This is a genomic window from Pseudomonas caspiana, assembly GCF_040224095.2.
Taxonomy (GTDB): domain Bacteria; phylum Pseudomonadota; class Gammaproteobacteria; order Pseudomonadales; family Pseudomonadaceae; genus Aquipseudomonas; species Aquipseudomonas caspiana.
Map to the genome: position 1 here is coordinate 4228578 of NZ_CP167995.1, position 24086 is coordinate 4252663.

23 protein-coding genes are annotated in these 24086 nt (G+C 58.0%); 12 read left to right on the forward strand and 11 right to left on the reverse strand.

Translation table 11 applies throughout. From position 1 onward, the window contains the following. Window positions 1-68: 68 nt before the first annotated feature. Together ABRP31_RS19220 and ABRP31_RS19225 are read right to left on the reverse strand one after the other, a co-directional pair. Window positions 69-698 (reverse strand): L-threonylcarbamoyladenylate synthase, encoded by a 630-nt coding sequence (locus tag ABRP31_RS19220; protein ID WP_144443242.1) that lies wholly within the window; start codon window positions 696-698, stop codon window positions 69-71. Between the two features lie 13 nt (window positions 699-711). Further along, entirely contained in the window at window positions 712-1575 is an 864-nt protein-coding gene (locus ABRP31_RS19225) for a PHP domain-containing protein (protein ID WP_349972928.1), read from the reverse strand. Window positions 1576-1641: 66 nt separating this feature from the next. On the opposite strand from ABRP31_RS19225, the gene ABRP31_RS19230 reads away from it, so the two are divergent. From ABRP31_RS19230 to ABRP31_RS19255, 6 genes are all read left to right on the forward strand, one after another. Continuing rightward, complete coding sequence (locus ABRP31_RS19230; protein ID WP_087265477.1) at window positions 1642-2244, forward strand: septation protein A; 603 nt, start codon at window positions 1642-1644, stop codon at window positions 2242-2244. A gap of 1 nt (window position 2245) precedes the next feature. Further along, entirely contained in the window at window positions 2246-2545 is a 300-nt protein-coding gene (locus ABRP31_RS19235) for a YciI family protein (RefSeq protein ID WP_087265476.1), read from the forward strand. Between the two features lie 188 nt (window positions 2546-2733). Beyond that, window positions 2734-3129, forward strand: a complete 396-nt coding sequence (locus ABRP31_RS19240) for a translation initiation factor 2 (RefSeq protein ID WP_087265475.1) — start codon at window positions 2734-2736, stop codon at window positions 3127-3129. A 7-nt stretch (window positions 3130-3136) separates the two neighbouring features. After that, window positions 3137-3814, forward strand: coding sequence for a response regulator transcription factor (locus ABRP31_RS19245; protein WP_087265474.1), 678 nt, complete (start codon window positions 3137-3139; stop codon window positions 3812-3814). A gap of 285 nt (window positions 3815-4099) precedes the next feature. Then, entirely contained in the window at window positions 4100-4537 is a 438-nt protein-coding gene (locus ABRP31_RS19250; protein ID WP_087265473.1) for an LTXXQ domain protein, read from the forward strand. Between the two features lie 66 nt (window positions 4538-4603). Beyond that, window positions 4604-5938 carry a HAMP domain-containing sensor histidine kinase gene (locus ABRP31_RS19255; RefSeq protein WP_349972927.1) on the forward strand — a complete coding sequence of 445 codons (1335 nt, stop codon included), beginning with the start codon at window positions 4604-4606 and terminating at the stop codon, window positions 5936-5938. A 110-nt stretch (window positions 5939-6048) separates the two neighbouring features. On the opposite strand, the gene ABRP31_RS19260 is transcribed toward ABRP31_RS19255, so the two are convergent. After that, complete coding sequence (locus ABRP31_RS19260; RefSeq protein ID WP_349972926.1) at window positions 6049-6609, reverse strand: nitroreductase family protein; 561 nt, start codon at window positions 6607-6609, stop codon at window positions 6049-6051. Window positions 6610-6771: 162 nt separating this feature from the next. Here ABRP31_RS19260 and ABRP31_RS19265 point away from each other — a divergent pair, with 162 nt between their 5' ends. Together ABRP31_RS19265 and ABRP31_RS19270 are read left to right on the forward strand one after the other, a co-directional pair. Continuing rightward, a complete protein-coding gene (locus tag ABRP31_RS19265; RefSeq protein ID WP_087265470.1) occupies window positions 6772-8226 on the forward strand; it encodes a TrkH family potassium uptake protein in 1455 nt (484 codons plus the stop codon). 80 nt (window positions 8227-8306) lie between these two features. Continuing rightward, window positions 8307-8618 carry a DUF962 domain-containing protein gene (locus ABRP31_RS19270; protein WP_087265469.1) on the forward strand — a complete coding sequence of 104 codons (312 nt, stop codon included), beginning with the start codon at window positions 8307-8309 and terminating at the stop codon, window positions 8616-8618. On the opposite strand, the gene ABRP31_RS19275 is transcribed toward ABRP31_RS19270, so the two are convergent. Then, complete coding sequence (locus tag ABRP31_RS19275; RefSeq protein ID WP_349972924.1) at window positions 8615-9442, reverse strand: UDP-2,3-diacylglucosamine diphosphatase; 828 nt, start codon at window positions 9440-9442, stop codon at window positions 8615-8617. The two genes, ABRP31_RS19270 and ABRP31_RS19275, sit on opposite strands and share 4 nt — an antisense overlap. 317 nt (window positions 9443-9759) lie before the next feature. Here ABRP31_RS19275 and ABRP31_RS19280 point away from each other — a divergent pair, with 317 nt between their 5' ends. Next, complete coding sequence (locus ABRP31_RS19280; protein ID WP_349972923.1) at window positions 9760-10641, forward strand: DMT family transporter; 882 nt, start codon at window positions 9760-9762, stop codon at window positions 10639-10641. Here the strand turns inward: ABRP31_RS19280 and ABRP31_RS19285 are convergent. From ABRP31_RS19285 to recQ, 4 genes are all read right to left on the reverse strand, one after another. Next, a complete protein-coding gene (locus tag ABRP31_RS19285; protein ID WP_087265466.1) occupies window positions 10635-10931 on the reverse strand; it encodes a SelT/SelW/SelH family protein in 297 nt (98 codons plus the stop codon). The genes ABRP31_RS19280 and ABRP31_RS19285 overlap by 7 nt on opposite strands. A gap of 135 nt (window positions 10932-11066) precedes the next feature. Beyond that, complete coding sequence (locus ABRP31_RS19290) at window positions 11067-13208, reverse strand: FimV/HubP family polar landmark protein (RefSeq protein ID WP_372488922.1); 2142 nt, start codon at window positions 13206-13208, stop codon at window positions 11067-11069. Between the two features lie 103 nt (window positions 13209-13311). Continuing rightward, window positions 13312-13746, reverse strand: a complete 435-nt coding sequence (locus ABRP31_RS19295; protein WP_349972921.1) for a MarR family transcriptional regulator — start codon at window positions 13744-13746, stop codon at window positions 13312-13314. Between the two features lie 245 nt (window positions 13747-13991). After that, window positions 13992-16121 carry a DNA helicase RecQ gene (recQ, locus tag ABRP31_RS19300; protein WP_087265464.1) on the reverse strand — a complete coding sequence of 710 codons (2130 nt, stop codon included), beginning with the start codon at window positions 16119-16121 and terminating at the stop codon, window positions 13992-13994. Window positions 16122-16307: 186 nt separating this feature from the next. Between recQ and ABRP31_RS19305 the strand changes: the two genes are divergently transcribed. Together ABRP31_RS19305 and ABRP31_RS19310 are read left to right on the forward strand one after the other, a co-directional pair. Then, the gene (locus ABRP31_RS19305) at window positions 16308-16895 is read left to right on the forward strand and encodes a YecA family protein (RefSeq protein WP_087265463.1); all 588 of its coding nucleotides are present in this window, start codon (window positions 16308-16310) and stop codon (window positions 16893-16895) included. A gap of 10 nt (window positions 16896-16905) precedes the next feature. After that, window positions 16906-17307: a YbaN family protein gene (locus tag ABRP31_RS19310; RefSeq protein ID WP_349972919.1), complete on the forward strand. Its 402-nt coding sequence runs from the start codon at window positions 16906-16908 to the stop codon at window positions 17305-17307. 723 nt (window positions 17308-18030) lie between these two features. Here the strand turns inward: ABRP31_RS19310 and ABRP31_RS19315 are convergent. The 3 genes from ABRP31_RS19315 to ABRP31_RS19325 form a co-directional block, all read right to left on the reverse strand. Then, a complete protein-coding gene (locus ABRP31_RS19315) occupies window positions 18031-19206 on the reverse strand; it encodes an IS481 family transposase (RefSeq protein ID WP_349973837.1) in 1176 nt (391 codons plus the stop codon). 225 nt (window positions 19207-19431) lie between these two features. Next, the gene (locus tag ABRP31_RS19320) at window positions 19432-22302 is read right to left on the reverse strand and encodes a retention module-containing protein (RefSeq protein WP_349972087.1); all 2871 of its coding nucleotides are present in this window, start codon (window positions 22300-22302) and stop codon (window positions 19432-19434) included. 33 nt (window positions 22303-22335) lie between these two features. Next, entirely contained in the window at window positions 22336-22569 is a 234-nt protein-coding gene (locus tag ABRP31_RS19325; protein ID WP_349972086.1) for a hypothetical protein, read from the reverse strand. Window positions 22570-22722: 153 nt separating this feature from the next. On the opposite strand from ABRP31_RS19325, the gene ABRP31_RS19330 reads away from it, so the two are divergent. Continuing rightward, window positions 22723-24078: a TolC family outer membrane protein gene (locus ABRP31_RS19330; RefSeq protein ID WP_087265460.1), complete on the forward strand. Its 1356-nt coding sequence runs from the start codon at window positions 22723-22725 to the stop codon at window positions 24076-24078. Window positions 24079-24086: the final 8 nt, after the last annotated feature.

A 24086-nucleotide genomic window follows, 5' to 3' on the forward strand; every position in this document is an offset into this window, starting at 1 on the left:
GTAGACCATGGCGAACGGCAGTTCCTGCTGAGCGTTAGCCTGACTGTCGACGGTTTCTACCGTAGCCATTAAGCCTCGACACCAAAAGGTGAAGGATCGCCGCAACCGACACGGACCACTTCAGGCTCGTCGCCGGTCAGGTTGATCACCGTCGAAGCGGAAATACCCCCCATGCCGCCATCAATGATCAGATCGACCTGACGCTCAAGCGACTGGCGCATTTCATAAGGATCACTCATCGGCACGCTTTCGCCCGGCATGATCAGGCTGACGCTCATCAGCGGCTCGCCCAGCTCTTCCAGCAAGGCCTGAGCGATGGGATGCTTCGGTACCCGCAGGCCGATGGTCCGGCGCTTGGGGTGCAGAATCAGCCGCGGCACTTCGCGGGTGGCGTTCAGAATGAACGTGTAAGGCCCTGGCGTGTGAGCCTTGAGCGCCCGAAAGGCACCGGTATCGACTTTAGCGAACAGCCCCAGTTGGGACAGATCGCAGCACATCAACGTGAAGTTGTGCTTGTCGTCCAGTTGCCGCAGACGGCGAATGCGCTCGATGGCACTTTTATCGCCGAGCTGGCAGCCCAGTGCATATGACGAATCTGTGGGATAGACCACCAAACCGCCCGCTTTGATAATTTCCACGGCCTGTTTGATCAGACGCGCTTGCGGGTTCTCCGGGTGGACCTGGAAAAATTGACTCACGGTATCTTCCTGTTCAGAAGGCAGCAGTTGGCTGATCATGTTTGAACCGAGACCAAAGTGGCGGCAGATCCTCAGGCACCGGACGATAGATGCCAATCTCGGACCAGCCTCCAGGGGCATGGAAATCACTGCCAGCGGTCACCAGCAGGCCGAATTCACGCGCCAGAATGGCCAGGGTTCCAACCTGCTCGGCAGGTTGCAGGCCATTCACTACCTCAATCGCATGGCCACCCGCCTCAATGAAGGCAGCGACCAGCTTACGACGTTTACTACGGGTGAAATCATAATGCGTGGGGTGCGCAAGACTGACCCAGGCCCCCGATTCCCGCAAGGTGCCGACCGTTTCTTCCAGCGTAGGCCAATGTTGTTTCACATCGCCCAGCTTGCCAGCGCCCAGCCATTTACGGAAAGCCTCGGCGCGATCCTTGACGAACCCGGCACGTACCATGAAGTCCGCGAAGTGCGGACGAGCCGGCGCATTACCGCTGTCGCCGAGCTCTTGCTGGATGGCCCGAGCGCCTTCCAGCGCCCCAGGCATACCTTTGATCGCCAATTTGCGACTGATTTCTTCTGCACGCAACCAGCGTCCATCGTGTAAACGGGCGATTGCAGCAAGCAGCGCCGGGGCATCCATGGCAAAGCCGTAGCCCAGAATATGGATGGTCGCACCACCCCATGTGCACGAAAGCTCGACCCCGTTAACCAGTTGCATACCCAGTGAAAGCGCCGCAGCACGGGCCTCTTCGAGGCCTTCAAGAGTGTCGTGGTCAGTCAGGGAAAGGACGCGCACGCCGTTTTCATAAGCACGGGCAACCAAGGCCGTAGGCGCAAGAGCGCCATCGGAGGCGGTGCTGTGGCAGTGCAGGTCAACATTCATAGGTAGCGCTTTCGCTGTCATTGATGTTTGTTATTATGCCGCCACATCCTGCTTCTGGCTGCCATTGTGAAACAATTCATCGACTTCATCCCGCTGTTACTGTTTTTCATCGTCTACAAAATAGAGCCTCGTGCCGTGGAAATCCTCGGCCACAGCTACACGCTGGGTGGCATTTTCAGTGCGACCGCCATGCTGATCGTCAGTTCAGTGGTGGTCTACGGCATTCTGTTCTTCAAGCAGGGCAAGCTGGAAAAAAGCCAGTGGCTGACGCTGGTTGCCTGTCTGGTGTTCGGTAGCCTGACCCTGGCCTTCCATAGTGAAACCTTCCTTAAATGGAAGGCTCCGGTGGTGAACTGGCTGTTCGCGCTGGCGTTTGCCGGTAGTCACTTCATTGGCGACCGCCCGCTGATTCAACGCATCATGGGGCACGCGCTAAGCCTGCCGAAGGCAATCTGGACCAAACTGAACATCGCCTGGATCATCTTCTTCCTGTTCTGCGGTGCGGCCAACCTTTATGTGGCCTTCACTTATCAGGAATTCTGGGTGGATTTCAAAGTATTCGGCAGCCTGGGCATGACCCTGGTGTTCCTGGTCGCTCAGGGTCTGTACCTTGCCAAGCACATGCATGACCCTGCTTCTACAACGCCCCCGACAAAAACCGAGGACTGACATGCTCTACGCAATCATTGCCACAGACGTCGAAAACTCCCTGGAAAAACGCTTGAGCGTGCGCCCAGCGCACCTGGATCGCCTCAACGCGCTGAAAGACCAGGGCCGCTTGATTCTGGCCGGGCCAAACCCTGCCGTTGATAGCAACGACCCTGGCTCTGCCGGCTTCTCCGGCAGCCTGATCGTTGCCGAGTTCGAATCCCTGAGCGCGGCGAAGTCCTGGGCTGAGGCTGATCCGTTCGTCGAAGCTGGCGTCTATGCCAATGTCGTTGTGAAGCCTTTCAAGAAAGTCCTGCCTTAATCCCCGCCTGCACAACCCTGCAATCGCTGCCACTCAAGGCAGCGATTACACATTCTCCCCGTCTGACGCTAATCATTCTCAACGCCCTGCCGACAACCTGCTGAATGTTCTATAAAAACACCGCCGTCCAAACACGGCATTTATAAACACAGCATTTGTAAACACAGCATTTATAAACAGGAGTTCAGATGCGGGCATGTCTGCTGGTTGTTGTGTTGGCGATGGGCACCGCCGCCGCCCAGGCCGAGGAAACAAGTGGTTCCGGTAACTCCTATGCGTTGCCGTTGCCGACCACTGCCGCTCAGATCAGTGATCTCCAGCAGCGACTGAAGGAGAGCGAGCGTCAGCGCGAAGATCTTCTCAAACAGGTACAAAATGCCGACGCCGCCCAGCTCAGTCGTCTGCGGCAGGAGAACCAAAGGCTCAAGTTGCAGCTCAAAGAGGCACAATCGGCTGAGCCGCAACGTATCCTGAGCGAACAGCAACAATGGTTCGTCACCGGAGGGGGTGTTGCGCTGATAGCCCTCCTGTGCGGTATCTTTGCCCGCGGTGGACGTAAGCAACGTCGACAGTGGCTAAATTGAGTGAGACATGAGCGAGCTGTTACTTATTGATGATGACCAGGAGCTGTGTGAGCTTCTGAGTAGCTGGTTGAGCCAGGAAGGTTTTCTGGTTCGCGCCTGCCATGACGGCAACAGTGCCCGTCGCGCCCTTGCCGAGTCCGCGCCCGCTGCGGTGGTTCTGGACGTCATGCTTCCTGACGGCAGCGGCCTGGAACTGCTCAAGCAGTTGCGCAGCGACCATCCTGATCTGCCGGTGCTGATGCTCTCGGCCCGCGGTGAACCTCTGGACCGGATTCTTGGCCTGGAGCTGGGTGCCGATGACTATCTCGCCAAACCTTGCGACCCTCGCGAGCTCACCGCCCGCCTGCGCGCCGTACTGCGTCGCAGTCACCCTACGGCGGTATCGACGCAGCTTGAACTGGGCGACTTGAGCTTCAGCCCCGTGCGCGGTGTGGTAATCATCAACGATCAGGAACTGGTCCTGACCGTCTCCGAAAGCCGTTTGCTTGAAGCCCTGCTACGCCAACCGGGTGAACCACTGGACAAGCAGGAACTGGCGCAACTGGCGCTGGGACGCAAACTGACTCTTTACGACCGTAGCCTGGACATGCACGTCAGCAACCTGCGCAAGAAAATCGGCCCGCACCCCGATGGCCGCCCGCGCATCGTCGCGCTGCGTAGTCGGGGTTATTACTACAGCGTGTAGTCGCTTTGGCGTCGTATACCAGCAGGAACAGCGCTTGTGTGGCAGAGCTTGTGTGGGAGCAGAGCTTGCTCGCGATAAGGGCACCGCGATCAACGGTGAACTGCGTCCAGCCTCATCGCGAGCAAGCTCTGCTCCCACAAAAATCCCCCGAGTAAATTCGATATGTCAGCCCACTCACTCCCCCTCTTTACCCAAGCTTTACAGTAGCCTGACCGCTCTTGACCTTGATCTCCCTAAACTGGCCTCAACCGGCAACGAGCCGGATTCGAGACAAGGAGATACACCATGCGCAAGACTCTGATCGCTTTGATGTTCGCTGCTGCACTGCCTACCGTTGCAATGGCTGCACCCGCCGATGGCCCTGGTTTCGGTCCTGGCCCTGATGGCCCACGTGCTGGCATGCACCATGATCGCGGCCCTTTCGGCAAGCTGGACCTGAGCCGCGAACAGCGTCAACAGATCGGCAAACTGATGGGCGAACGAATGCACGACCGCAAGGACATTACTGAAAAGTATCTGGCCAAGCTGTCACCCGCTGACCAGAAAGCCATGAAGGATGAACTTGACGCCAAGCGCACCAAAACCGATAGCGATATCCGTGCGCTGCTCAAGCCTGACCAGCAGAAGGAATTCGACGAAATGCAGAAGGAGCGTGCAGCTAAAATGGCCGAACGCGCTGAATTCGAAGCGTGGAAAGCGCAAAAGGCGCAAAAAGCCCAGTAAGCTACTGATTCACCTGAACCCGGCACTCCCCAAGCGTGCCGGGTTTTCTCTATTTGAGGTTGTCCCGTGCGTTCATTGTTCTGGCGAATTCTGGCTAGCTTCTGGCTGGCTATTGCTTTGGTTGCAGGTCTGTCGATCCTGCTTGGCCACATGCTTAATCAAGATGCGTGGATCCTCAGCCGTCATCCACTGCTGAGCCATCTGCCGCAAACCTGGACCGAGCAGTATGAAAACCAGGGCGCAGACGCCGCACAGGATTACCTGCAAAGCCTCAAACGCAAAAACCACATGGACGTTCAGGTTCTCAACGACAATGGCGACCCGGTGGTCCGCGGTACTTTTTCGCCTCGGGCGGCAGCGCTTGAGGCTCGCCAGGGCGACGATCCCCGGCAACTCCCGTGGCGTCGCCTGACCAGTGAGTACACCAGTGAAAAGACGGGCGAAACCTACCTGTTCATCTATCGCATCCCGCACCCGGAGCTGGATGCGTGGCACCGCGACAGCTTGATGTGGCCACTCAGTGCGCTGGGGATTGCGCTGGTGGTGCTGACCCTGTTCAGTTTGCTGGTGACCTTGTCCATTACTCGCCCGCTCAGCCGTTTACGCGGTGCAGTGCATGACCTCGGGCAAACCACCTATCAGCAGAACAGCCTCGCGCAACTGGCCAACCGCCGGGATGAGTTTGGCGTGCTGGCTACCGACTTCAACCGCATGGGCGCGCGCCTGCAAAGTCTGATCGGCAGTCAGCGACAGTTGCTGCGCGACGTGTCCCATGAGTTGCGCTCGCCACTGGCCCGTTTGCGTATCGCATTGGCGCTGGCAGAGCGGGCTGAACCGGCCGAACGGGAAAAACTCTGGCCGCGTCTGAGCCGCGAATGTGATCGTCTGGAAGCGCTTATTAGCGAAATCCTTGCCTTGGCGCGGCTTGATGCGCAACTGAGCAGCGCTGAGCCCATTGATCTCAACGCGCTGCTTCTGCGCCTCAGGAACGATGCAAATCTGGACGGTAGCGACGACCAGCAAATTGCGGTGCACGTCGAGCCTGACCTGCATCTGCATGGCTGGCCGGACATGATCGAACGGGCCACCGATAACCTGCTGCGTAATGCATTGCGATTCAATCCTCCGGGTCAGCCAATAGAAGTGCAGGCTAAACGGGTCGCTGACCGGCTGCAGTTGAGCGTGCGTGATCATGGCCCTGGCGTAGCGGCTGAACATCTGACGCAACTGGGCGAGCCGTTCTACCGCGCCCCCGGTCAGACTGCACCGGGTCACGGCCTGGGCCTGGCAATCGCCCGCCGCGCCGCGCAACGTCATGGAGGGGAATTGATTCTGGGCAATCATCCCGAGGGTGGGTTTCTGGCGATTATTGATTTGCCAGCGGAGGTGGTTAGTTCTTAATTTGTGGCGCCCTTATCGCGGGCAAGCACCGCTCCCACATGAGATAGCGTTTTCCCTGTGGGAGCGGTGCTTGCCCGCGATAAGGGCGCCGCTATTTTGAGCGCAGGCATTCAGCCCTGCCACTCACTGACAAAATCCACCACATCCACCTTACCCGCAACGCGAGGTGGGTTCTGAGGCGTGCCCAGGTACAGGAAGGCAATGACCTCTTCGTCATCCGCCAGTCCAAAACCCTTGGCGACGAGCGGTGAGTAGGACAACTCCCCGGTACGCCAGACCGCACCGACGCCCAGCGCATAGGACGCCAGCAATACGCTGTGCGCCGCACAGCCAGCGGTGATCAGTTGCTCGGTTTTCGGCACTTTGTAGTGATCCTGCAGACGAGCGACCACAACCACGACCAACGGCGCGCGCAATGGACCAAGGCGTGCTTTTTCAAGTGCTTGCGGAGTTACTTCCGAACCGCTGGCCTGCAATGCCTGGGCAAGCAATTCCCCCATACGCTCACGGGCTGTACCTTCCACCGTGATGAAACGATAAGGCCGAAGCTGACCATGGTCCGGCGCACGCATGGCCGCACTGAACAATATTTCACGCTGGGCTGCATCCGGGGCCGGGTCGATCAATCGCGGGACCGAGACACGATTGAGCAATACGTCGAGCGCCTCCATGGGCTACCTCCTTGAAAAATGATGAGTCATTCTAGAGCCTGCGCTCACGGATAACGAACCGCTAAGGCAATTACTTACAAGCTGTGGCGTACAGCCCACGGTTTACTTGCCGTGGGCCGCAGGTAGAATGGCGCCTTTCCCCGAACTAGTCAGAGTGACTGCATGGCGTTGCCGACCCTTCGCATCATCGGTTTCATTATCGGCATATTCCTGATCACCCTGGCCATCGCCATGATCGTGCCCATGGTGACCCTGGTGATCTACGATCGCTTTGAAGACCTGCGCTCCTTCTTGTGGGCCAGTCTGCTGACGTTCATGGCCGGTCTGGCGCTGATCGTTCCTGGCCGACCGGAACACGTGCATTTGCGTCCACGGGACATGTACCTGCTGACGGTTTCCAGCTGGATCGTCGTCTGCGTGTTCGCCGCCCTGCCGTTTCTGCTGACCCAGCACATCAGTTATACCGACTCTTTTTTCGAAAGCATGTCCGGCATTACCGCGACTGGCTCAACAGTGCTCAGTGGCCTGGACACTATGTCGCCGGGCATTCTCATCTGGCGCTCAATGCTTCACTGGCTGGGCGGCATCGGCTTCATCGGTATGGCGGTCGCGATTCTGCCGCTGCTGCGTATTGGTGGCATGCGCCTGTTCCAGACCGAATCTTCCGACCGCTCGGAAAAGGTCATGCCTCGCTCACACATGGTGGCCAAGTTCATCGTGCTGGCCTACGTCAGCATTACTGCACTCGGCAGTCTGGCCTTTTGGGCAGCAGGCATGAGCCTGTTCGACGCGATAAACCACGCCATGTCAGCCATTTCCACCGGCGGCTTTTCCACCTCGGACCTGTCCCTGGCCAAATGGCCACAGCCGTCAGTGCACTGGGTTGCCATTGTGGTGATGATCCTTGGCAGCCTGCCGTTCACTCTGTATGTCGCAACGTTACGGGGCAACCGCGGCGCACTGTTTCGGGATGAGCAGGTGCGCGGACTGTTGGGTTTATTGCTGGTCACCTGGCTGGTGCTCGGTGCATGGTACTGGGCGACAACCGATCTGCCGTGGTACGACGCGCTACGCCATGTGGCCCTGAATGTGACATCCGTAGTGACCACCACCGGCTTTGCCCTCGGCGATTACAGTCTGTGGGGCAACTTCGCGCTGATGTTCTTCTTCTATCTGGGCTTTATTGGCGGCTGCTCCGGCTCCACCGCTGGCGGAGTGAAGATTTTCCGCTTCCAGGTGGCCTACATCCTGCTCAAGGCCAACCTTAACCAGCTGATTCACCCGCGCGCGGTGCTTAAGCAAACCTACAACGGCCACCGCCTGGACGACGAAATCGTACGCTCGATCCTGACATTCTCGTTCTTCTTCACCATCACGATTTGCGGCATCGCCCTGTTGCTGTCGCTACTGGGGCTCGACTGGATGACCGCGCTGACGGGCGCTGCAAGTACGGTGTCCGGCGTCGGCCCTGGCCTGGGCGAAACCATCGGCCCGGCTGGTAACTTCGCCACCCTGCCAGACGCCGCCAAGTGGATTCTGTCGGGCGGCATGCTGCTGGGACGTCTTGAGATCATCACCGTGCTGGTGCTGTGCATTCCGGCATTCTGGCGTCACTGATCGTAATGGCGTTTAATATCAGTTGACGTAAAGCCATCTGATATTAAACCCAACAGCGCCAACGATCAGGAACTCCAGCCATGGAAACCACCAAGTCGTTTACCCGCTTCGCCGATTTCTACCCTTACTATCTGCAGGAACACCGCGACAGTGCTTGCCGTCGCCTGCACTTCGTTGGCACCAGTCTGGTGATCTTCCTGCTGGCCTTTGTGATCGGCAGTGGCAGCTGGGGGCTGATCTGGCTCGTACCGCTGGCGGGATATGGCTTCGCCTGGGTTGGCCATTTTTTCTTTGAAAAGAACCGCCCCGCTACGTTTCAGCATCCGTTCTATAGCTTGCTGGGCGACTTCGTCATGTATCGCGACATGTTGACGGGCAAAGTACCGTTCTAGATCACCGGTTCGCTGGCCTCGAGTTCTTCTTCGAGGGGCAGTTTATCGCGCTGAAGATGAGCATCCGCGAGCCGAAACAGCTCAATCGTGCCGTCCAGATGTTCGATCAACGCGGTGCAGGACTCAACCCAGTCCCCGCAGTTGAGGTACTCCACACCACCGACCGTGCGCATTTCGGCGTGGTGGATATGCCCGCACACCACGCCGTCCAGTCCGCGCTTGACGCACTCGTGGGCAATGGCCTCTTCAAAGTCGCTGATGAAGCTGACAGCCGTTTTGACCTTGTGTTTGAGATAAGCGGATAACGACCAATAACCGTAGCCATACTTCGCACGCCAGTGGTTCAGCCAGCGGTTGAGGGTCAGGGTGAACTCATAGGCTGAGTCGCCGAGAAATGCCAGCCAGCGGTGATAGCGCGTGATGACGTCAAACTGGTCACCGTGGATAACCAGAAAACGACGTCCGTCCGCAGTGAGGTGCTCGGCTTCATCCACCAACTGGATATTGCCCAGAATCAATTTCGAGTAACGACGCAAAAATTCATCATGATTGCCGGTGACATAGATCACTTCGGTGCCGCGCTTGCTCATGGTCAGCAAGCGACGGATCACGTTAGTGTGAGCCTGCGGCCAATACATGCCACCGCGAAGTTTCCAGCCGTCAATGATGTCGCCGACCAGATAAATCCTGTCAGCCTGATAGCCTTTGAGGAAATGTGACAGATGTTCCGCCTGGCAATCCCGCGTGCCCAAATGCACATCGGAAATCCACAAAGTGCGAACGCGTTGCTTACGGCTGGGTTTGGCAAGCTGAGCACTGGTCATGAACCATCTCCTGCTGGGTTTGCATGAGAGTGCCCGGTGCCGGTTAATCGAATGTGACCGGGTTGTGGCAATGTCATGACAATGCACGAGAATAGTTGGACTGAATGCTTCAAGGCGGGCGCTGGTAGACTGCCCTAGCGCCCCTGACACACGCTGTCTGGCGACAAACGATGGACCTGTAGGAGCGCACGAGCACCGCGAGGCCGCGATAGCGTTCTGCCTAATACGCTGCCCATCGCGGCCTCGCGGTGCTCGTGCGCTCCTACAGGTCAAATAGCCATTTCATGTTTGATAAGAGCTGCCCAGTAAGGAACTCCATGACTCCACGCTCCGCCCTGGGCGCTTTGCATATCGGCGCATTGATGTTCGGCCTCACTGGCGTCTTTGGCAAACTGGCCAGCGCCTCACCTTCAGTCATCGTATTCGGTCGCGGAATCTTCGCCGTTATCGCCTTGGCGTTCTTTGCCCGCTTTGCCAGTGACACCGCATGGAAAACCTTGCAGCGCGCCGACTGGGCACGACTGATACTCGCGGGCGTGCTGCTGGCTGCGCATTGGGTGAGTTTTTTCATTGCGGTAAAAGTGGCCGGAGTCGCCGTCGCCACCTTGGGCTTCGCCAGCTTCCCGGCTTTCACCGTGATACTCGAAGGGCTGCTGTTTCGTGAGCGCATCCGCAGCAATGAAATCATTCTGGTGGTGCTCGTCAGTGTCGGACTGGTGCTGGTGACGCCCGAATTCAATCTGGCCAGCGAGGCCACCAGCGGTCTGTTGTGGGCAGTTTTTTCCGGGCTGACCTTTTCATTGCTGTCGCTGGTCAATCGCGTCAGCTCGAAAAATGTCCCGCCGGTGCAGGCCGCGCTGTATCAGAACCTGATCGTCGCGATGTGCCTGCTTCCCTGGGCCGCTCCTGAGCTGAGCCGAATTTCGGCACTGGACTGGCTGTGGATTGGCCTGTTGGGCGTGTTCTGCACCGGCCTGGCTCACAGCCTGTTCGTGGCCAGTCTGGCAGTCATCAAGGCGCGGACTGCGGCAGTGGTGTTCGCGATGGAGCCGGTTTACGGCATCACCTTCGCCTGGCTGCTTTTTGCTGAAATTCCCACGTTGAGCATGCTGTTGGGCGGTGCGCTGATCATCGTCGCCATTGTGATTTCAGGCTTGATGAGTGGCAGAACAAAACCTCAAGCAGCCACGACTCACTGAGCCGGTGTGGTCTTGTCGTTATGGCCCAGATCACGCTGAGGATCGATCTGGTCACGAACCCGCTGCTTGAGAACCTTGGCCTCGGGGAATCCACCATCGGCTTTGCGCTCCCATAACTGCACACCGTCGCACGTGATGATAAATACACCACCGGTGCCGGGTTGCAGCGACACTTTGCCCAGATCATCGGAAAACGTACTGAGTAACTCCTGAGCCAGCCATGCAGCGCGCAACAGCCATTGGCATTGCGTGCAGTAGGTGATGATGATTTCCGGTTTTACGGTAGACATGAAAAGGCTCTCTGGGACAAACGGAAGATGATTTCCTGCAGGTGCTCACCGAGCAGCGATCGGCGCCGTCGTAACGGCTCACAACAGACCTGTAGGAGCCATCGGAGGTTACGACGGTCGCGAAGACGGAGCGCGCTACAGGCCAGCTAACAAATCGCGTGCGGTCTGCTGATGCTCTTCGTCAGACTCCTCGATCACCTGCAGCAACAGCTCGCGGGCGCCTTCAATGTCCCCGTCGTCGATCAACACCTGGGCTTGATTGACTTTGCTTAACGGGACCTCCTCAAGATCAAGCAGGTCGAACTCGCCAGACTCATCCATGAAGCCATCAAGGAAGGTATCGTCGAGGGCGTCATTATTAGACTCGACCACACCGTCTTCCTCAGGAAAGTCGCTGAGGAAGCGCTCATCCGGAATTTCCTCGACGCCGGGCAGCTCGGTGAGATTTGAAGCAAACTCTGGATCATCAAGCGGTGACCGCGCGATTGGCGCTTCGGGGCGTGTAGCCATCGGTTTGTCAAACGGATCCACCAAATCCCAGTCGGCATCCATCGACAGGTCATCCAGGTTCAACTGGAAATCATCGAGAGCAGGCTCGGGGTTCAGCGCTGCGGCTGAACTTTCATCAAGCTGTGCAGGCTCTTCCTTTGCAACCTCTGCCGCAACGACGGCAGCCGCTACGGGCACGGCCGCGACGGCCGTCGGTGGCACGCTGGAAGCTTGCTCGGCAGGCTTGAGCTGCGGATAACGTGAACGGATCAGTTGAATCTGCTCAGCGTCTACGCCATGTTGCAGCGCACGCTGCTCTTCCTTGGCAAACCCTGCCGAATCACCCTGCTCTGCCAGTAATTCGAGAAGGCGTACACGGATATCTTCCCGCTCAGGTTGCTTGACCAGCGCGTCACGCAAAATCCCCATCGCCTCGGCAAACCGCCCGTACGCGATGTAAATACTGACGCCATCCAGCGGATCAGAAGCAGCAGCGGCAGGACGAACCGGGGCTGGACGAGGAGCGGCTGGCGCAGCGACAACAGGTGCGGCCGCCTTGGTGTCCGAAACCGGCGCTTCGTAAACCGGAGCGACCGGCGCACGGGCCGGTTTGATCAGGGCTGGATCGGCGCTGACAGGCTGCGGTTTTGATTGCTTGCGACGATTACGACGCACCGACCAGACCAGCCCCAACAGTAGAAGCAGAATCGCCAGCGCGCCCGCCAGCAACGGCGGAGTCAGCAACGAATTGCTCTGGGGCTCCGCACTGACGACGGGAGCTGGAGCTACCGGAGCAGGCGATATTGGCGCGGGTTGCGCAGCGGCAGCCTGACTTTCTGCCAGTTCGGTTTGCAGACCGACGATCTGCTTGTCCTTGCCGTCAATCGATGCCTGCAGGCCCTGCAACTGAAGGCGCAGATCCTCGACGGTCTTGGTTAACAGCTGATTTTCGATGGCGGATACGGCCAGTTGTTCAGCGCCACGCTGGGCTTGCGCGGTCGGCAGCGGCGTTGCTGCTGTCGAGGCCGGAGCCGAAGGGCTATTGGGCAACACCGCTGCGTCAGGCAGCAATAAGCTCTGCCCGACTTTCAGCGCTGTGCTGTCGCCATTGGGAAATGCCTGTGGATTGAGTGCCTTGATCCCGTCGGCAAGGCGACCCGCCGAGGCACTGGCACCGGAACCCTGCATGCGTCGAGCGATGGAGTTGAGGGTATCGCCGCCCACTACCGTGTAGCGTTTACCTTCCAGTGCCACCGGTGGCGCAACCGGCATTCTGGATTGCCCGGCGTCCTGGGCCGCAGATGCTCGGGGACGCCCCGCCACCGCTGCGCGCCCCTCAGCAGAAGTCGCCGGGTCCAGCAGCAACGTGTATTCATGCAACATGTCGCCGCCAGGCCGCAGTACTTGCACAAGAAATTGCAGATAAGGCTCAGTGACCGGTTTGCTCGACACCACGCGAATCACACCGCGACTGCCGCGAATGATCGGCGTGAAACGCAAATCATTGAAAAAGAACACCCGGTCGATACCGGCCCGGGCAAACTCTTCTGGTGTGGCCAGCCTTACGACGATGTCCTCAGCACTGAGCCCTGCCGTCTCTACCAGCTCGATTTCAGCACTCAGTGGCTGATTGAGGGCGGAGTGCAGTGTTATTTCACCCATGCCCAATGCAGACGCCAACGTTGAATACAACATTGATCCGGAGGATAGAACCGCGACCATCAAACCGCGACATAAGGCGGTCTTGGCGAAACCTGATGGCGTAGCCGCCTGAGAGCTATTGCGCATACGAACCCTTATAGAAACCAGAACAGGCTTCTTTGCATATTCAATACATGGCGTGGACTTCAATGTCTGGCTGCAAGTATGAGCGAGAAGCAGCGTGTCCGCTTCAGGATCTTTCGAGGTTGCCCAGAATATGCGTGTGAACGCGCATGCAAATCCGCAGATCCTCCTCGTCGATACCGGCAAACAGCTCGACGCGCAACGCAGTCGCAATGGCTTCAATCTTCTGGATCAAGGGCAAGGCGGTGTCGCACAAAACGATTTTCTTCGCCCGGCGATCTTCAGCTACTGAGTGACGCTGAACCAGACCCTGCGATTCAAGGCTGTCAAGCAACCGCGCAAGGGTTGGGCCTTCTACGCCCACGCTCTGCGCCAATTCACGCTGGGTAGGTGGCTCCTGAAAACGAGCAAGATGCAGCAACACCAGCCAGCGTGCCTGGGATAGACCCAGATCAGCCAGTCGCCGATCCAGTTCAGCACGCCAGCCGCGGGACATGTGGGCCAGTTGCATGCCGAAGCGGTGTTCATCTGTCATTGGCATAGAAAAACTCGTGATCGATCCTAATTATTAGTCAGCTAAGCATGGCCCAAGGGATGAGGCAAGTGGGGGCTTGTAACTGGATCAATTGGACCAGGATCGTCCAAACCCGGTGGACCGGATTCAGCCGGGAAGACTGAATTCGTGATAACACCATGCGGCGCATGGCCAGACCGGCTCTAGATTAAAGCCGGTCCTGCAGGATTTTCTTGAATCCGAGGGGCGCGCGGCTGCACCCCGGCAGAACATCAAACCTCGAATTCGGCCTGCAACGCTGCACGCACGCAATACAGAACACCCTCGGGCACTCGCCCTGTGAACTGTTCGGCAATGGCCGCCACAGGAGGTAACTCGCCCTCGCCGTCGAGGAAGGCATCCTGGATTTCGCCAAGCAGGTCTTCCGGCAAGTCCAGCGCCTGCTCCAGCGAAAGCTGCTGCTTGCCAATAGCCTCAGCCAGCATGGTGTAGACGTTTTTCTCGGTGCACTGCAACTGACCCGCAATCTGCGCGGGAGTCATGCCGGCACGGGCCAGACTGATAAGCTCGTGACGTACGTCGGCCACCACTTTCGGCGCCTCGGCGGCACCGCCCAGCACTTCAAGGAAAGCTTCGCCGTAACGCTCCAGTTTGCGCGCACCGACGCCACTGACCTGAGCCATGTCAGACATGGTTTCCGGTTTGCTACGCAGCATTTCCAGCAAGGTCGAGTCCGGGAAAATCACATAAGGTGGCACGCCGTGCTCCTCAGCCAGCTTGCGCCGCAGGGCACGCAACGCCTCCCACTGCTCGCGCTCTTCGCCGCGCACCAACTGACTGGCCGGGCTGCCAGAGCTGCTTTTCGCGGCGGTCTGCGGCTTCAGATCCCGACGCAATTCCAGGGTCACTTCGCCCCGCAACAAGGGGCGGCAGGTGTCGCTCAGGCGCAGCCCGCCATAGCCTTCCAGATCAATATCGGCCAGCCCCCGGGCGACCAGCTGGCGGAACAACGAGCGCCACTCGCCCTCGGCCCGCGCCTTGCCGACGCCAAACACTGAAAGATGTTGATGACCGAAGCTCTGCACCTTGTCGTTGGATTTGCCCAGCAAGACATCGACCAGATGACCGACGCCATAACGCTGACCGGTGCGATAGATCGCCGATAACGCCTGACGTGCAGGCTCCGTGGCATCCCAGGTCTGCACGCCGTCAACGCAGTTGTCGCAATGGCCGCACGGCTGAGGCATGTCTTCATCGAAATACGCCAGCAGCGTCTGGCGGCGGCAACGGGTTTCTTCGCACAGCGCCAGCATGGCGTCCAGTTTGTGATGTTCCAGACGCTTATGCCGTTCGTCGCCCTCGGAGTTCTGCAACATCTGCTTGAGCATCACCACGTCTTGCAGACCGTAGGTCATCCACGCATCAGCGGGCAGACCATCACGCCCTGCGCGACCGGTTTCCTGGTAATACGCCTCAAGCGACTTGGGCAAATCCATGTGCGCGACAAATCGCACGTTGGGTTTGTCGATACCCATACCGAACGCAATGGTCGCAACCATGATCAGGCCTTCCTCGTTAAGGAAGCGCTTCTGATTGGAGGCACGGGTTTCGGAAGGCAGCCCTGCATGGTACGGCAGCGCCGGGTAACCGTTTTCACAGAGGAAGGCGGCTACTTCGTCGACTTTCTTGCGCGACAGGCAGTAAACGATACCGGCATCACTGCGGCGCTCGGACAGGAAAGCCAGCAACTGCTTGCGCTGCGCCTCTTTGGGCACGATGCGATAAAAAATATTGGGCCGATCGAAGCTCGACAAGAAGCGCTCGGCGTTCTGCAGGTGCAGTCGGGTAACGATTTCTTCCCGGGTACGCTTGTCGGCGGTCGCGGTCAGGGCAATACGTGGCACATCGGGGAACAGCTCGGCCAATTGTCCCAGTTGCAGGTATTCAGGGCGGAAGTCATGGCCCCACTGCGACACACAATGGGCTTCATCGATGGCGAACAGGGCAATCTGCAGATTCTGCAAGAACGCCAGCATGCGCGGCTGGACCAGACGTTCCGGTGCCAGATACAGCATCTTGATCTCGCCCAGACGAATCCGGTTGGCCAGTTCGCGCTGCTGATCTGCGTTCAGGGTCGAGTTCAGCGCCGCCGCCGAGACGCCCAGCTCTTCAAGGGTTGCCACCTGATCATCCATCAAGGCGATCAACGGCGAAACAACCACCGCAAGGCCATCACGCAACAGGCCGGGCACCTGGAAGCACAGCGATTTACCACCACCAGTGGGCATCAATACCAGCGCATCACCACCGCTGGCCACGCGTTCAATAATGGCACCCTGGCGACCACGGAAGCTGTCATAGCCGAAGATGTCTTTAAGTACGCGTTGCGCCTGTTCGAGCATAAAAACCCCAGAATGTCCTGCTGCACTGCAAAGCGCGGCAGTATACCCGACGTGTCACAGGCAAAGGGTGGCATGGATATAAGCGGTCGAAATTAAGCTACAGCGCAATGCGTCTACCTCCGCGCTGGCGCCCGAGGCGCTCAGGGCCTAGAATTCAGCATCGTTTATTTCCAAGGTAGTCCGTCAATGTCCTTCGCTGAGCAACTAAACCGCCTGCAAGTCTTCCTCGATGCAGATGAGCTGCATGACGAGGCACTGGACTACGTGGCCGCTCATGGCTACCTGACCGCTCTTTCGATCTGCGCAGAAACCGTGCCTGAGCGTGAATGGATCGACGCGTTGTTCTCCGAGCCACCGCACTACGCCGATGATGCCCAGCGTGAAGAGATTGAAGGCACGCTGATCCAGCTGCAGGCGCATATTGCTCGTCAACTGGCTTCGGACGAAGAATTCGAACTGCCATGCGATCTGGATCTGGGCGACGAGCCGGACGATTCCGATCTGCGCGGCTGGTGCATCGGCTTCATGGAAGGTGTGTTTCTGCGTGAAAGCGCCTGGTTCGAAACCGCCGAAGAAGAAGTCAGCGAGATGCTGTTGCCGATCATGGTCGGTTCCGGTCTGTTCGATGAGCAGCCTGAGTTCTCCGATATCGCCGCAGACGCCAATCTGATGGACGACATGATCGTGCAGATCCCGGAAGCCCTGACAGCGCTTTACCTGCTGTGCCAGGCACCGGATGAAAAACCGGCAATCCTCAAGCCTCGCCACCACTGAGTCTGCGCCTATGGCGCAGGCCGCACCACGCACGAGTCGTCATCGGGTCGTGCGTTATGCCTTTCTTGGCGTTGGCTGGTTAAGCGTGGTGTTGGGTGTGATCGGGATTTTCCTGCCGATCATGCCCACCACACCTTTTCTATTGCTCGCCGCTGCCTGCTTCGCTCGCAGCTCTCCGCGCTTTTATAACTGGCTGGTCCATCACAAACGACTGGGGCCGTGGATTCGTGGCTACCTGGAAGGCAATGGCATCCCGCTCAAGGGCAAGGTCTATGCGATTGTCACGATGTGGATCAGCATCGGGTTTTCCTGTTATCTCGTGTCTTTCATTTGGGCACGGGTGTTTATGGTGACCTGTGCGGTGTTGGTCACGGTTTATATCTTGCGGCAGAAGACGTTGCGTAAGGCTTGAGTGTTGCGTCGCTCTTCTCGCGACGTAGGTATCCACACAACATTCATATCGCGCACATATCCACTTTTGCGGTAATGGCTGATATTGGTTGCGCCCTTACGGCGCCTCACTTTTTTGTAACCCATGTGGTTGATCCGTACATACCCCACCACTTGGTGCCTCGCCTAGGCTCGGCATGCCCGGAATCCGACATTATTGTGTGGGGCCGCCGCCACCGGCCATCCATGGCCTGAGGCAGCTAAACCGGCATCCCTGCCGGTTTACCCCACACAATAATGTCGAATTCCGGCCGTCGTGGTTTAACGGGGCGCTTAAGATCAAGATCAGAAGCAGATCAAAAGCACAGCGAAAAAGCAGTAGCGCCTAGGACTTGTAGGAGTTGTCGGAGGTTACGACGGCGCCGATTGCGGTATTCCTGACACAGCGCTTCGCAGTCTTAGGCAGTTCCTACAAAGGATCGGTAAGTTCATACATCAGGTCGGCTGTCAGGCCGCCTGGTTTTTGATTTTGATCTTAGGCGCCCCGTTAAACCACGCTGGCCGCCCGCAGATTCTGAAGCGTGGGCAAACCGGCAAGGATGCCGGTTTAGCCGCACCTGGGCCATGGATGGCCCATTGCGGCGGCCCACGGTTCAGGATCTGCGGGCGGGTACACCGAGCGACAGCGAGGTGCCGAGTGGTGGGGCATGTACGGATCAACCACATGGGTTACAAAAAAGTGCATTCACATAGGTGACACTTTGATTGAGACATAACCGTTTTTTGCATCTCTCGCATTCACATGGCCCAAGATCACCGGACCGAAGATTACATTCCATACCCCATCACCGATCATCTCCATTCCGATGGTCTGATGACAAAGTAAATTGCCCACATAAACCCGCATGCCTCCTCGATTGATGATTCCGCTACTGTCGGCCAGGTAACTCTCAATATGACTCGCATAGGTCATTTCCGGTAGCGTTTCTGGGTACATTCGAGTTGAAGGCGTATAGCAAGCAGCAGGCGTTTTCTGACCAAGCGCCTCGTGTCCACGCTCGTAATTGTAGTGCTGCAGGAAGCGATCAAAGTGGCGCTGCTGGGCCTCCCAGGCAATTGCCGATGGATGAGGTAACGTACTTTTCAGCGTCCGGTGCATACGCTCATGCCGCCCATTCTGGTCTGGGCGACCGGGCTCGATTCGCTCAGGAATGATCCCAAGTCTCATCCACCAGATCGACAGCTGTGACAGCCCTGCACGACTGGTGCTGGCAAACGGAATCCCATTGTCAGTACGAATACGCTCTGGCAGGCCGTATTCGCGAAAAACCCTTTCGAAGGTTTGCTGTGTTTCCTTGAGATTGGTGCTGCTCATGCTCTGGCAAGCCAGCAAAAACCGGCTGGCATGATCCATGATCGTCAGCGGATAACACCAAATCCCTGCTCCGGTCAGGTATTGGCCCTTGTAGTCAGCACTGAATAACTGGTTGGGATTTTCTGCCTTACGTAAAGGCTTGGGATACACAGCCACCCGTCGGCGCAATGGCTTGGGGGTAATCAAATCAGCTGCTTTGAGAATGTTGTAAATGGTCGTTTTAGAGGGCGGATCCTGGTCTGGGAAACGCTGCATGAGGCTGTTCTGAATCTTCTTCGGGCCGGGGATCGTCTCGCCAATTAAGCGAAACTCAACGATTGCCTGCTTCACCACCAAGGGCACCACGTAGGTTTGGTTGTGGCGGCAGCGGCTATGTTCATCAAGCCCGCTCGGACCCTCTGCCTCGTAACGCCTGATCCACTTATACCCAGTCTTTCGGCTGACCTCATAGTCCCGGCACAGTTGGCTAAGGCTGTGCTTCTGGGACAGGTAGTCGGCGATAAACATCACTTTAAGGTCCATAGGTTTCAGCTCTTTCCAGGGCATGGTCAGATCCTCGCGAAATCGACCCTGCCAGTTAAAAACTGTTACCTATGTGCGTGAACTGATTTGTAACCCATGTGGGTGAGTCATACCGGGCAAGAGCCTTTTGCTTACTTTTGGGCTCCTTTCAAAAGTGAGGCGCCGTAAGGGCGCAACCAATAGAAGCCGTTAACGCGGTAACGGATGTGTATGCCGCGATAAGGCTAGACACAACTCAAAGCAAACACATCAAACCACATCCGCCCTCAACGAATGATCCCCCAGCATCCCGCTGATGATCGACCCCGCATCAGCCCCAGCAACAATCCCCCCGGCGCCCACCCCGACACCGTAGTGCTGCGCCAGATTGACGCCCGCCAGATCAATCGTCTGTGAAGAGCCACCCGAGCCGATCTCGATACTCGACACCAGGTCCGCGCCACTGCCCGTGACTTTGAAATGCAGAAAGTCATCCAGCGAATCCGTACCGACGCCAAAACCCTGCAGCAGCTTCGACAAGTCCAGCGTGTCAGCACCGAGACTGAAGTCAGTTACCAGATCGTGCCCGCTGTCACCCGCCAGCCATTTGAACGTGTCATGACCTGCCCCGCCGGTCAGGGTGTCGTTGCCCAGACCACCCACCAACACATCGTTGCCAAGCCCGCCATTGATGACATTAGCCTCGTAGTCACCGGTAAGGTGATCATCGTAATCCGATCCGGTCAGGTTCTGGATGTTGATCAACGTATCAGTACCCGCCCCGCCAGTGTGCTGTGGCCCAAGCTGCGCAGTGCTGACCGTAACGCCGGAGTCGGCCAATGCGTAACTGGCGGTATTATTGCCCGCGCCGCCATCCAGCACGTCATTGCCTGAGCCGCTGAACAGAACGTCATTACCGTTATCGCCATACAGGTCGTTATTGCCTGCACCACCACTGAGTACATCGTCACCATCCCCGCCGTGCAGGCTGTCGTCCTGAGCGCCGCCGAGCAGTACGTCGTCACCCGTGGTACCAAGCAAGGTGCAGCCTTCCTGATAGCTGATGTTCACTGCCGCCGAATCGCTGCCGCCGTGGCCGTCGCTCACGGTGTAAGCACCTTCGTGATTGGGGGTCGTATCGGCCGCGCTATAGTCGATGGCCAGATCCAGGGTGTAGTGCACCGCCGGGCCGGGCTGACCGGCATCAGGCTGATTAACCACCAGCAGGCGGTATACGCCGTTCTCGGTTGCAGTAAATGTCCCGCCGGCGTCCAGCGGCTGGAACTCTCCGCCATCCAGTTGCCAGAAGCCCCCCACCTGATCACCCAGACTTTTCAGATCAACTGCCACGCTCTCGCCAGCCATCAGGTTAACGCTGTAGAGGTCCTGGGCATTGGCCCCCGGGCCACCGAACGCGCCGAGGTAACCGGTGATCACCACCAATGCAGTCATTGCGCCGGTGTTCGCAAAGTCGCTGCGCTCAAGGTTCTTCAGTTGATTGGCGGAGTTGTCCCGCTTACCGGAGAAGTCGATGGTCTTCTGGCAGTCGTTGGAGAAACCCTCGCCCTTGACCTGCCAGCCCGTATGAAAAACCGTCGGGCTGGCAGTCAACGGGCCGCCGCTACCGGGCACGTCATTGGTCACCAGCAAGACACCAGGCACTTCAATGCAAGGTGCGAGGATGTTGGTGATGACGTTGTCCACCACTGCAGTCGGCCCCTCGGGAGGCAGGATAGCCGGGACGTGAATCTGCAGATCAGAGCCCGCCAGGTCGCCATCGTTGTCGCTGATCACATAATGGATATTCTCGGTCAGCGGTTCGCAAGCGGGGTTCGTTGAAGGTGTATAGCTGAAGTCCCCATTCAGCATGTTCACCACCAGGGTCCCGCCACCTTCACTGGTCACCGTCAGACTGTAAGTCGCAGGGTCGAACACCCCTGTTCCCTCGCACGAGCCAGTACTAAATCCGGTTTCAGGGTCATAGCTGTAAGTGGTGCCGTTAAGACTGATGGAGTGAATGAAGCCTCCGTCCGCACCAAAAGTCCCGCCCTGTAACAGGCTTCCGCTGGCACCGGGCAATGGCGCGCCCGGGCAATCCGGATCGGCGCTCAATGTCACTTCAATACAATGAGCTTCAGGCACGTCGTCGACGATGCTGATGTCCAGAGTGCTGTCAGCCTGATCACCATCCGTGTCCCGGGCCACCACGGTAAAGGACTCACCCAGGGTATTGGCGCCCTCGCCTGCGGGATGCTCTATCGCACCTTGCAACGTATAGCTATAACTCACCTCGCCCGTGGCTGGATCATAGGCGGTGACGCTGAATGTATTGCCCAGCGGGGTCTGTGTGCTCAGCGGAAATCCCGCGACGACACCGCCGCTGATGACGGCCAGCCCTCCTACCACCAGGCTTTGCAACCCATCGACCGCGTTGACCGTGAACACCCCGGACTGAGTAACCGGGCCGCAGGACAGGTCGCCTTCAGCCAGGGTCAACTGCCCCCCGGACAATTCAACGCCATGATCGACGGGAGGTTCGACCGGCGGTTCCGGATCAATCGGCGGCTCGGGTTCTGTAGGTGGATCCACGACAACCGGAGGTACGAAAACGGAGCCGGAGGCATCCGACGAATCGGGAAGACCTTCAATACGCCCCTCGGGAAACTCGGGAGCGCTGCTCAAGCCCTGGGTCGGAAACCCAATTTCGGGGGTTACTTCCCCGCCGACTTCAGTCAACAGCATCGCCGAATGCCCGCCGCCCAGGGACGATCCATCCGGGGCCGGTTCTGTGGCGGCCGCTTCAGGCGTTTGCGTTGGGGCATCAGCGCTGATGACTTGCTCGGGCAAGACGGCCGGTGTGGAGGAGGATGGAGTAAGAGACGGGGTCAACTCGTCGCCAGTCGTGACATGACCTGCCTGATGATTGAGCAACTGTGGCGTCAGTTGCAGGCTGCTGCCACGCCCAAGCGTCAGTTCGCCTCCGGCGTCCAGATTGACCGCCACCGCACCGCCAGATCCGGTTTGCAACTGTTCACCGGCGAACAGGCGATCGCCCTCGATCAGCAGCCTGCGCGTACCGTCTCCCGCCACTGCAAACACTTCACCCACCACCTGTCGCACCGTCCCGATAAACCCGACCATATTCCCTCCAGTATTCGCAACAATCCGGTCTGCTCACGCTACAAAACCACGCCATTCGCGCGCTCTATGATTCGTTAAACGACCGACATTTATCAAAACGACAAAAAACCGACACACCATCTGTACCGTTTTTTTACCTTTGAAATCATCGACAAAGGCAAAGTCAAACTTCTGCCAAAAACCTGATAAACAAAAAACAGTGATCACAAGCCTTTGTTTTATAGCGTCATGACCAATAAACAATCGCCCTCCCCGTGAAATTTTCATAAGTTTTTTTTGGCATAAGCGTTATGAGAAAAACGTCTTGAGTGGCCCCTAAGTTGTTCTTAGCTGTGATGTTACAAACCTGATACGGTTTTAAACGCACGGAAAGTCATTTTTTTGGCAATCAAGAACACTATTACTTAGGGAGAAGTATTCATGCGCGATTTGACCCCGCTCTACGGTGCTGTGGTGTTGGCGGTGGCCTGTGCCCAGGCGCAAGCCATGACGTTGACCGACGCCATTCAGAACACCATTGATAACCATCCGGAAATCCAGGCCAGCAAGAACAACCGGTTGTCTGCCGATGAGGATGTGAACGTTGCCAAAGGGGGTTATCTACCCGCAGTTGATTTGGTCGCCAGCTACGGCCGGCAACGCACCGACAACCCGACCACCCGGGCGATTTACGGCCATGACAATCGCGACCTGAATTACACCCAGTCGGAACTGCGCCTGCGCCAGTTGCTGTTCGATGGTTTCAACACCCCTAACGAAGTCGGCCGCACCAGGGCGGTGGTGGACTCCCGGGCGTATTACGTGCGGGGCACTTCGGAAAGCCTCGCGTTACGGGCTATCGAGGTTTATCTCGACGTGTTGAAACGCCGCGAGTTGCTGACTCTCGCCAAGAACAACCTGCAAGCGCACCTGCGCATCAACGACCAGATAGGCCTGCGCAGTGAGCGCGGCGTGGGCAGCACCGCTGATCGCGACCAATCGGCGGCTCGTCGGGCCTTGGCGGAGAACAATTTCTACACCGCCCAAGTGGATCTGGCCGACGCCGAAGCCAACTTCTTCAGCGCTGTCGGCCGCTTGCCGGACGAGCTGGAAACACCGCCGTCCATCAAGGGCGAAGTGCCGTTGAGCCTCAGTGCCGCGCAACAGAGCATGTTGATCAACAACCCCTATCTCAAGTCAGCTCAGGCCGATGTAAACGCCGCCCAAAAACAATACGAAATCGCCAAGTCGCCGTTCTACCCACGCTTCGATGCCGAAGTGGCGGTAGGCGCCAACAACAATTTGCAGGGCGAGGAAGGCCACGACAACGAATGGCGGGCGGCCGTGGTGATGAATTACAACCTGTTCAACGGCAACCGCGACAAGGCTCGCCTGCGCTCTGACTCCTACAAGACCGGACAAGCTCTGGACATCCGCAACAACGCCCTGCGCATGCTTAACGAGAACCTGTCGCTGGCCTGGAACGCCATGGCCAACGCTCGTCTGCAGACGCCCGCAGCCAGGGAATACGCCGAAACCACCACCCGCGTCCGCTCGGCCTATCAGGATCAGTTCGGCCTGGGCCAACGCACGCTTCTGGACCTGCTGGACAGCGAAAACGAGCTGTACAACGCCAGCCGTCGCTACACCGAAGTGCGTTACACCGAAGAGTTCGCCATGTACCGCGTGCTCGCCACCGAAGGTGAATTGCTTCGCAAGCAGCGGGTGGTAGTGCCCACCGAGGCCATCGCGCTGACGGAAGTCAAAAGCGACGCTCGCCTGCCAGAACTGAAATAACGCGCCTG

Bases quoted from the DNA above. Each gene is read 5' to 3' on its own strand.
- ABRP31_RS19225 (WP_349972928.1), bottom strand. From the start codon at position 1,575: ATGAATGTTGACCTGCACTGCCACAGCACCGCCTCCGATGGCGCTCTT.
- ABRP31_RS19235 (WP_087265476.1), top strand. From the start codon at position 2,246: ATGCTCTACGCAATCATTGCCACAGACGTCGAAAACTCCCTGGAAAAA.
- ABRP31_RS19240 (WP_087265475.1), top strand. From the start codon at position 2,734: ATGCGGGCATGTCTGCTGGTTGTTGTGTTGGCGATGGGCACCGCCGCC.
- ABRP31_RS19245 (WP_087265474.1), top strand. From the start codon at position 3,137: ATGAGCGAGCTGTTACTTATTGATGATGACCAGGAGCTGTGTGAGCTT.
- ABRP31_RS19250 (WP_087265473.1), top strand. From the start codon at position 4,100: ATGCGCAAGACTCTGATCGCTTTGATGTTCGCTGCTGCACTGCCTACC.
- ABRP31_RS19260 (WP_349972926.1), bottom strand. From the start codon at position 6,609: ATGGAGGCGCTCGACGTATTGCTCAATCGTGTCTCGGTCCCGCGATTG.
- ABRP31_RS19265 (WP_087265470.1), top strand. From the start codon at position 6,772: ATGGCGTTGCCGACCCTTCGCATCATCGGTTTCATTATCGGCATATTC.
- ABRP31_RS19270 (WP_087265469.1), top strand. From the start codon at position 8,307: ATGGAAACCACCAAGTCGTTTACCCGCTTCGCCGATTTCTACCCTTAC.
- ABRP31_RS19275 (WP_349972924.1), bottom strand. From the start codon at position 9,442: ATGACCAGTGCTCAGCTTGCCAAACCCAGCCGTAAGCAACGCGTTCGC.
- ABRP31_RS19280 (WP_349972923.1), top strand. From the start codon at position 9,760: ATGACTCCACGCTCCGCCCTGGGCGCTTTGCATATCGGCGCATTGATG.
- ABRP31_RS19285 (WP_087265466.1), bottom strand. From the start codon at position 10,931: ATGTCTACCGTAAAACCGGAAATCATCATCACCTACTGCACGCAATGC.
- ABRP31_RS19290 (WP_372488922.1), bottom strand. From the start codon at position 13,208: ATGCGCAATAGCTCTCAGGCGGCTACGCCATCAGGTTTCGCCAAGACC.
- ABRP31_RS19295 (WP_349972921.1), bottom strand. From the start codon at position 13,746: ATGCCAATGACAGATGAACACCGCTTCGGCATGCAACTGGCCCACATG.
- recQ (WP_087265464.1), bottom strand. From the start codon at position 16,121: ATGCTCGAACAGGCGCAACGCGTACTTAAAGACATCTTCGGCTATGAC.
- ABRP31_RS19305 (WP_087265463.1), top strand. From the start codon at position 16,308: ATGTCCTTCGCTGAGCAACTAAACCGCCTGCAAGTCTTCCTCGATGCA.
- ABRP31_RS19310 (WP_349972919.1), top strand. From the start codon at position 16,906: ATGGCGCAGGCCGCACCACGCACGAGTCGTCATCGGGTCGTGCGTTAT.
- ABRP31_RS19315 (WP_349973837.1), bottom strand. From the start codon at position 19,206: ATGCCCTGGAAAGAGCTGAAACCTATGGACCTTAAAGTGATGTTTATC.
- ABRP31_RS19320 (WP_349972087.1), bottom strand. From the start codon at position 22,302: ATGGTCGGGTTTATCGGGACGGTGCGACAGGTGGTGGGTGAAGTGTTT.
- ABRP31_RS19325 (WP_349972086.1), bottom strand. From the start codon at position 22,569: ATGAAAATTTCACGGGGAGGGCGATTGTTTATTGGTCATGACGCTATA.
- ABRP31_RS19330 (WP_087265460.1), top strand. From the start codon at position 22,723: ATGCGCGATTTGACCCCGCTCTACGGTGCTGTGGTGTTGGCGGTGGCC.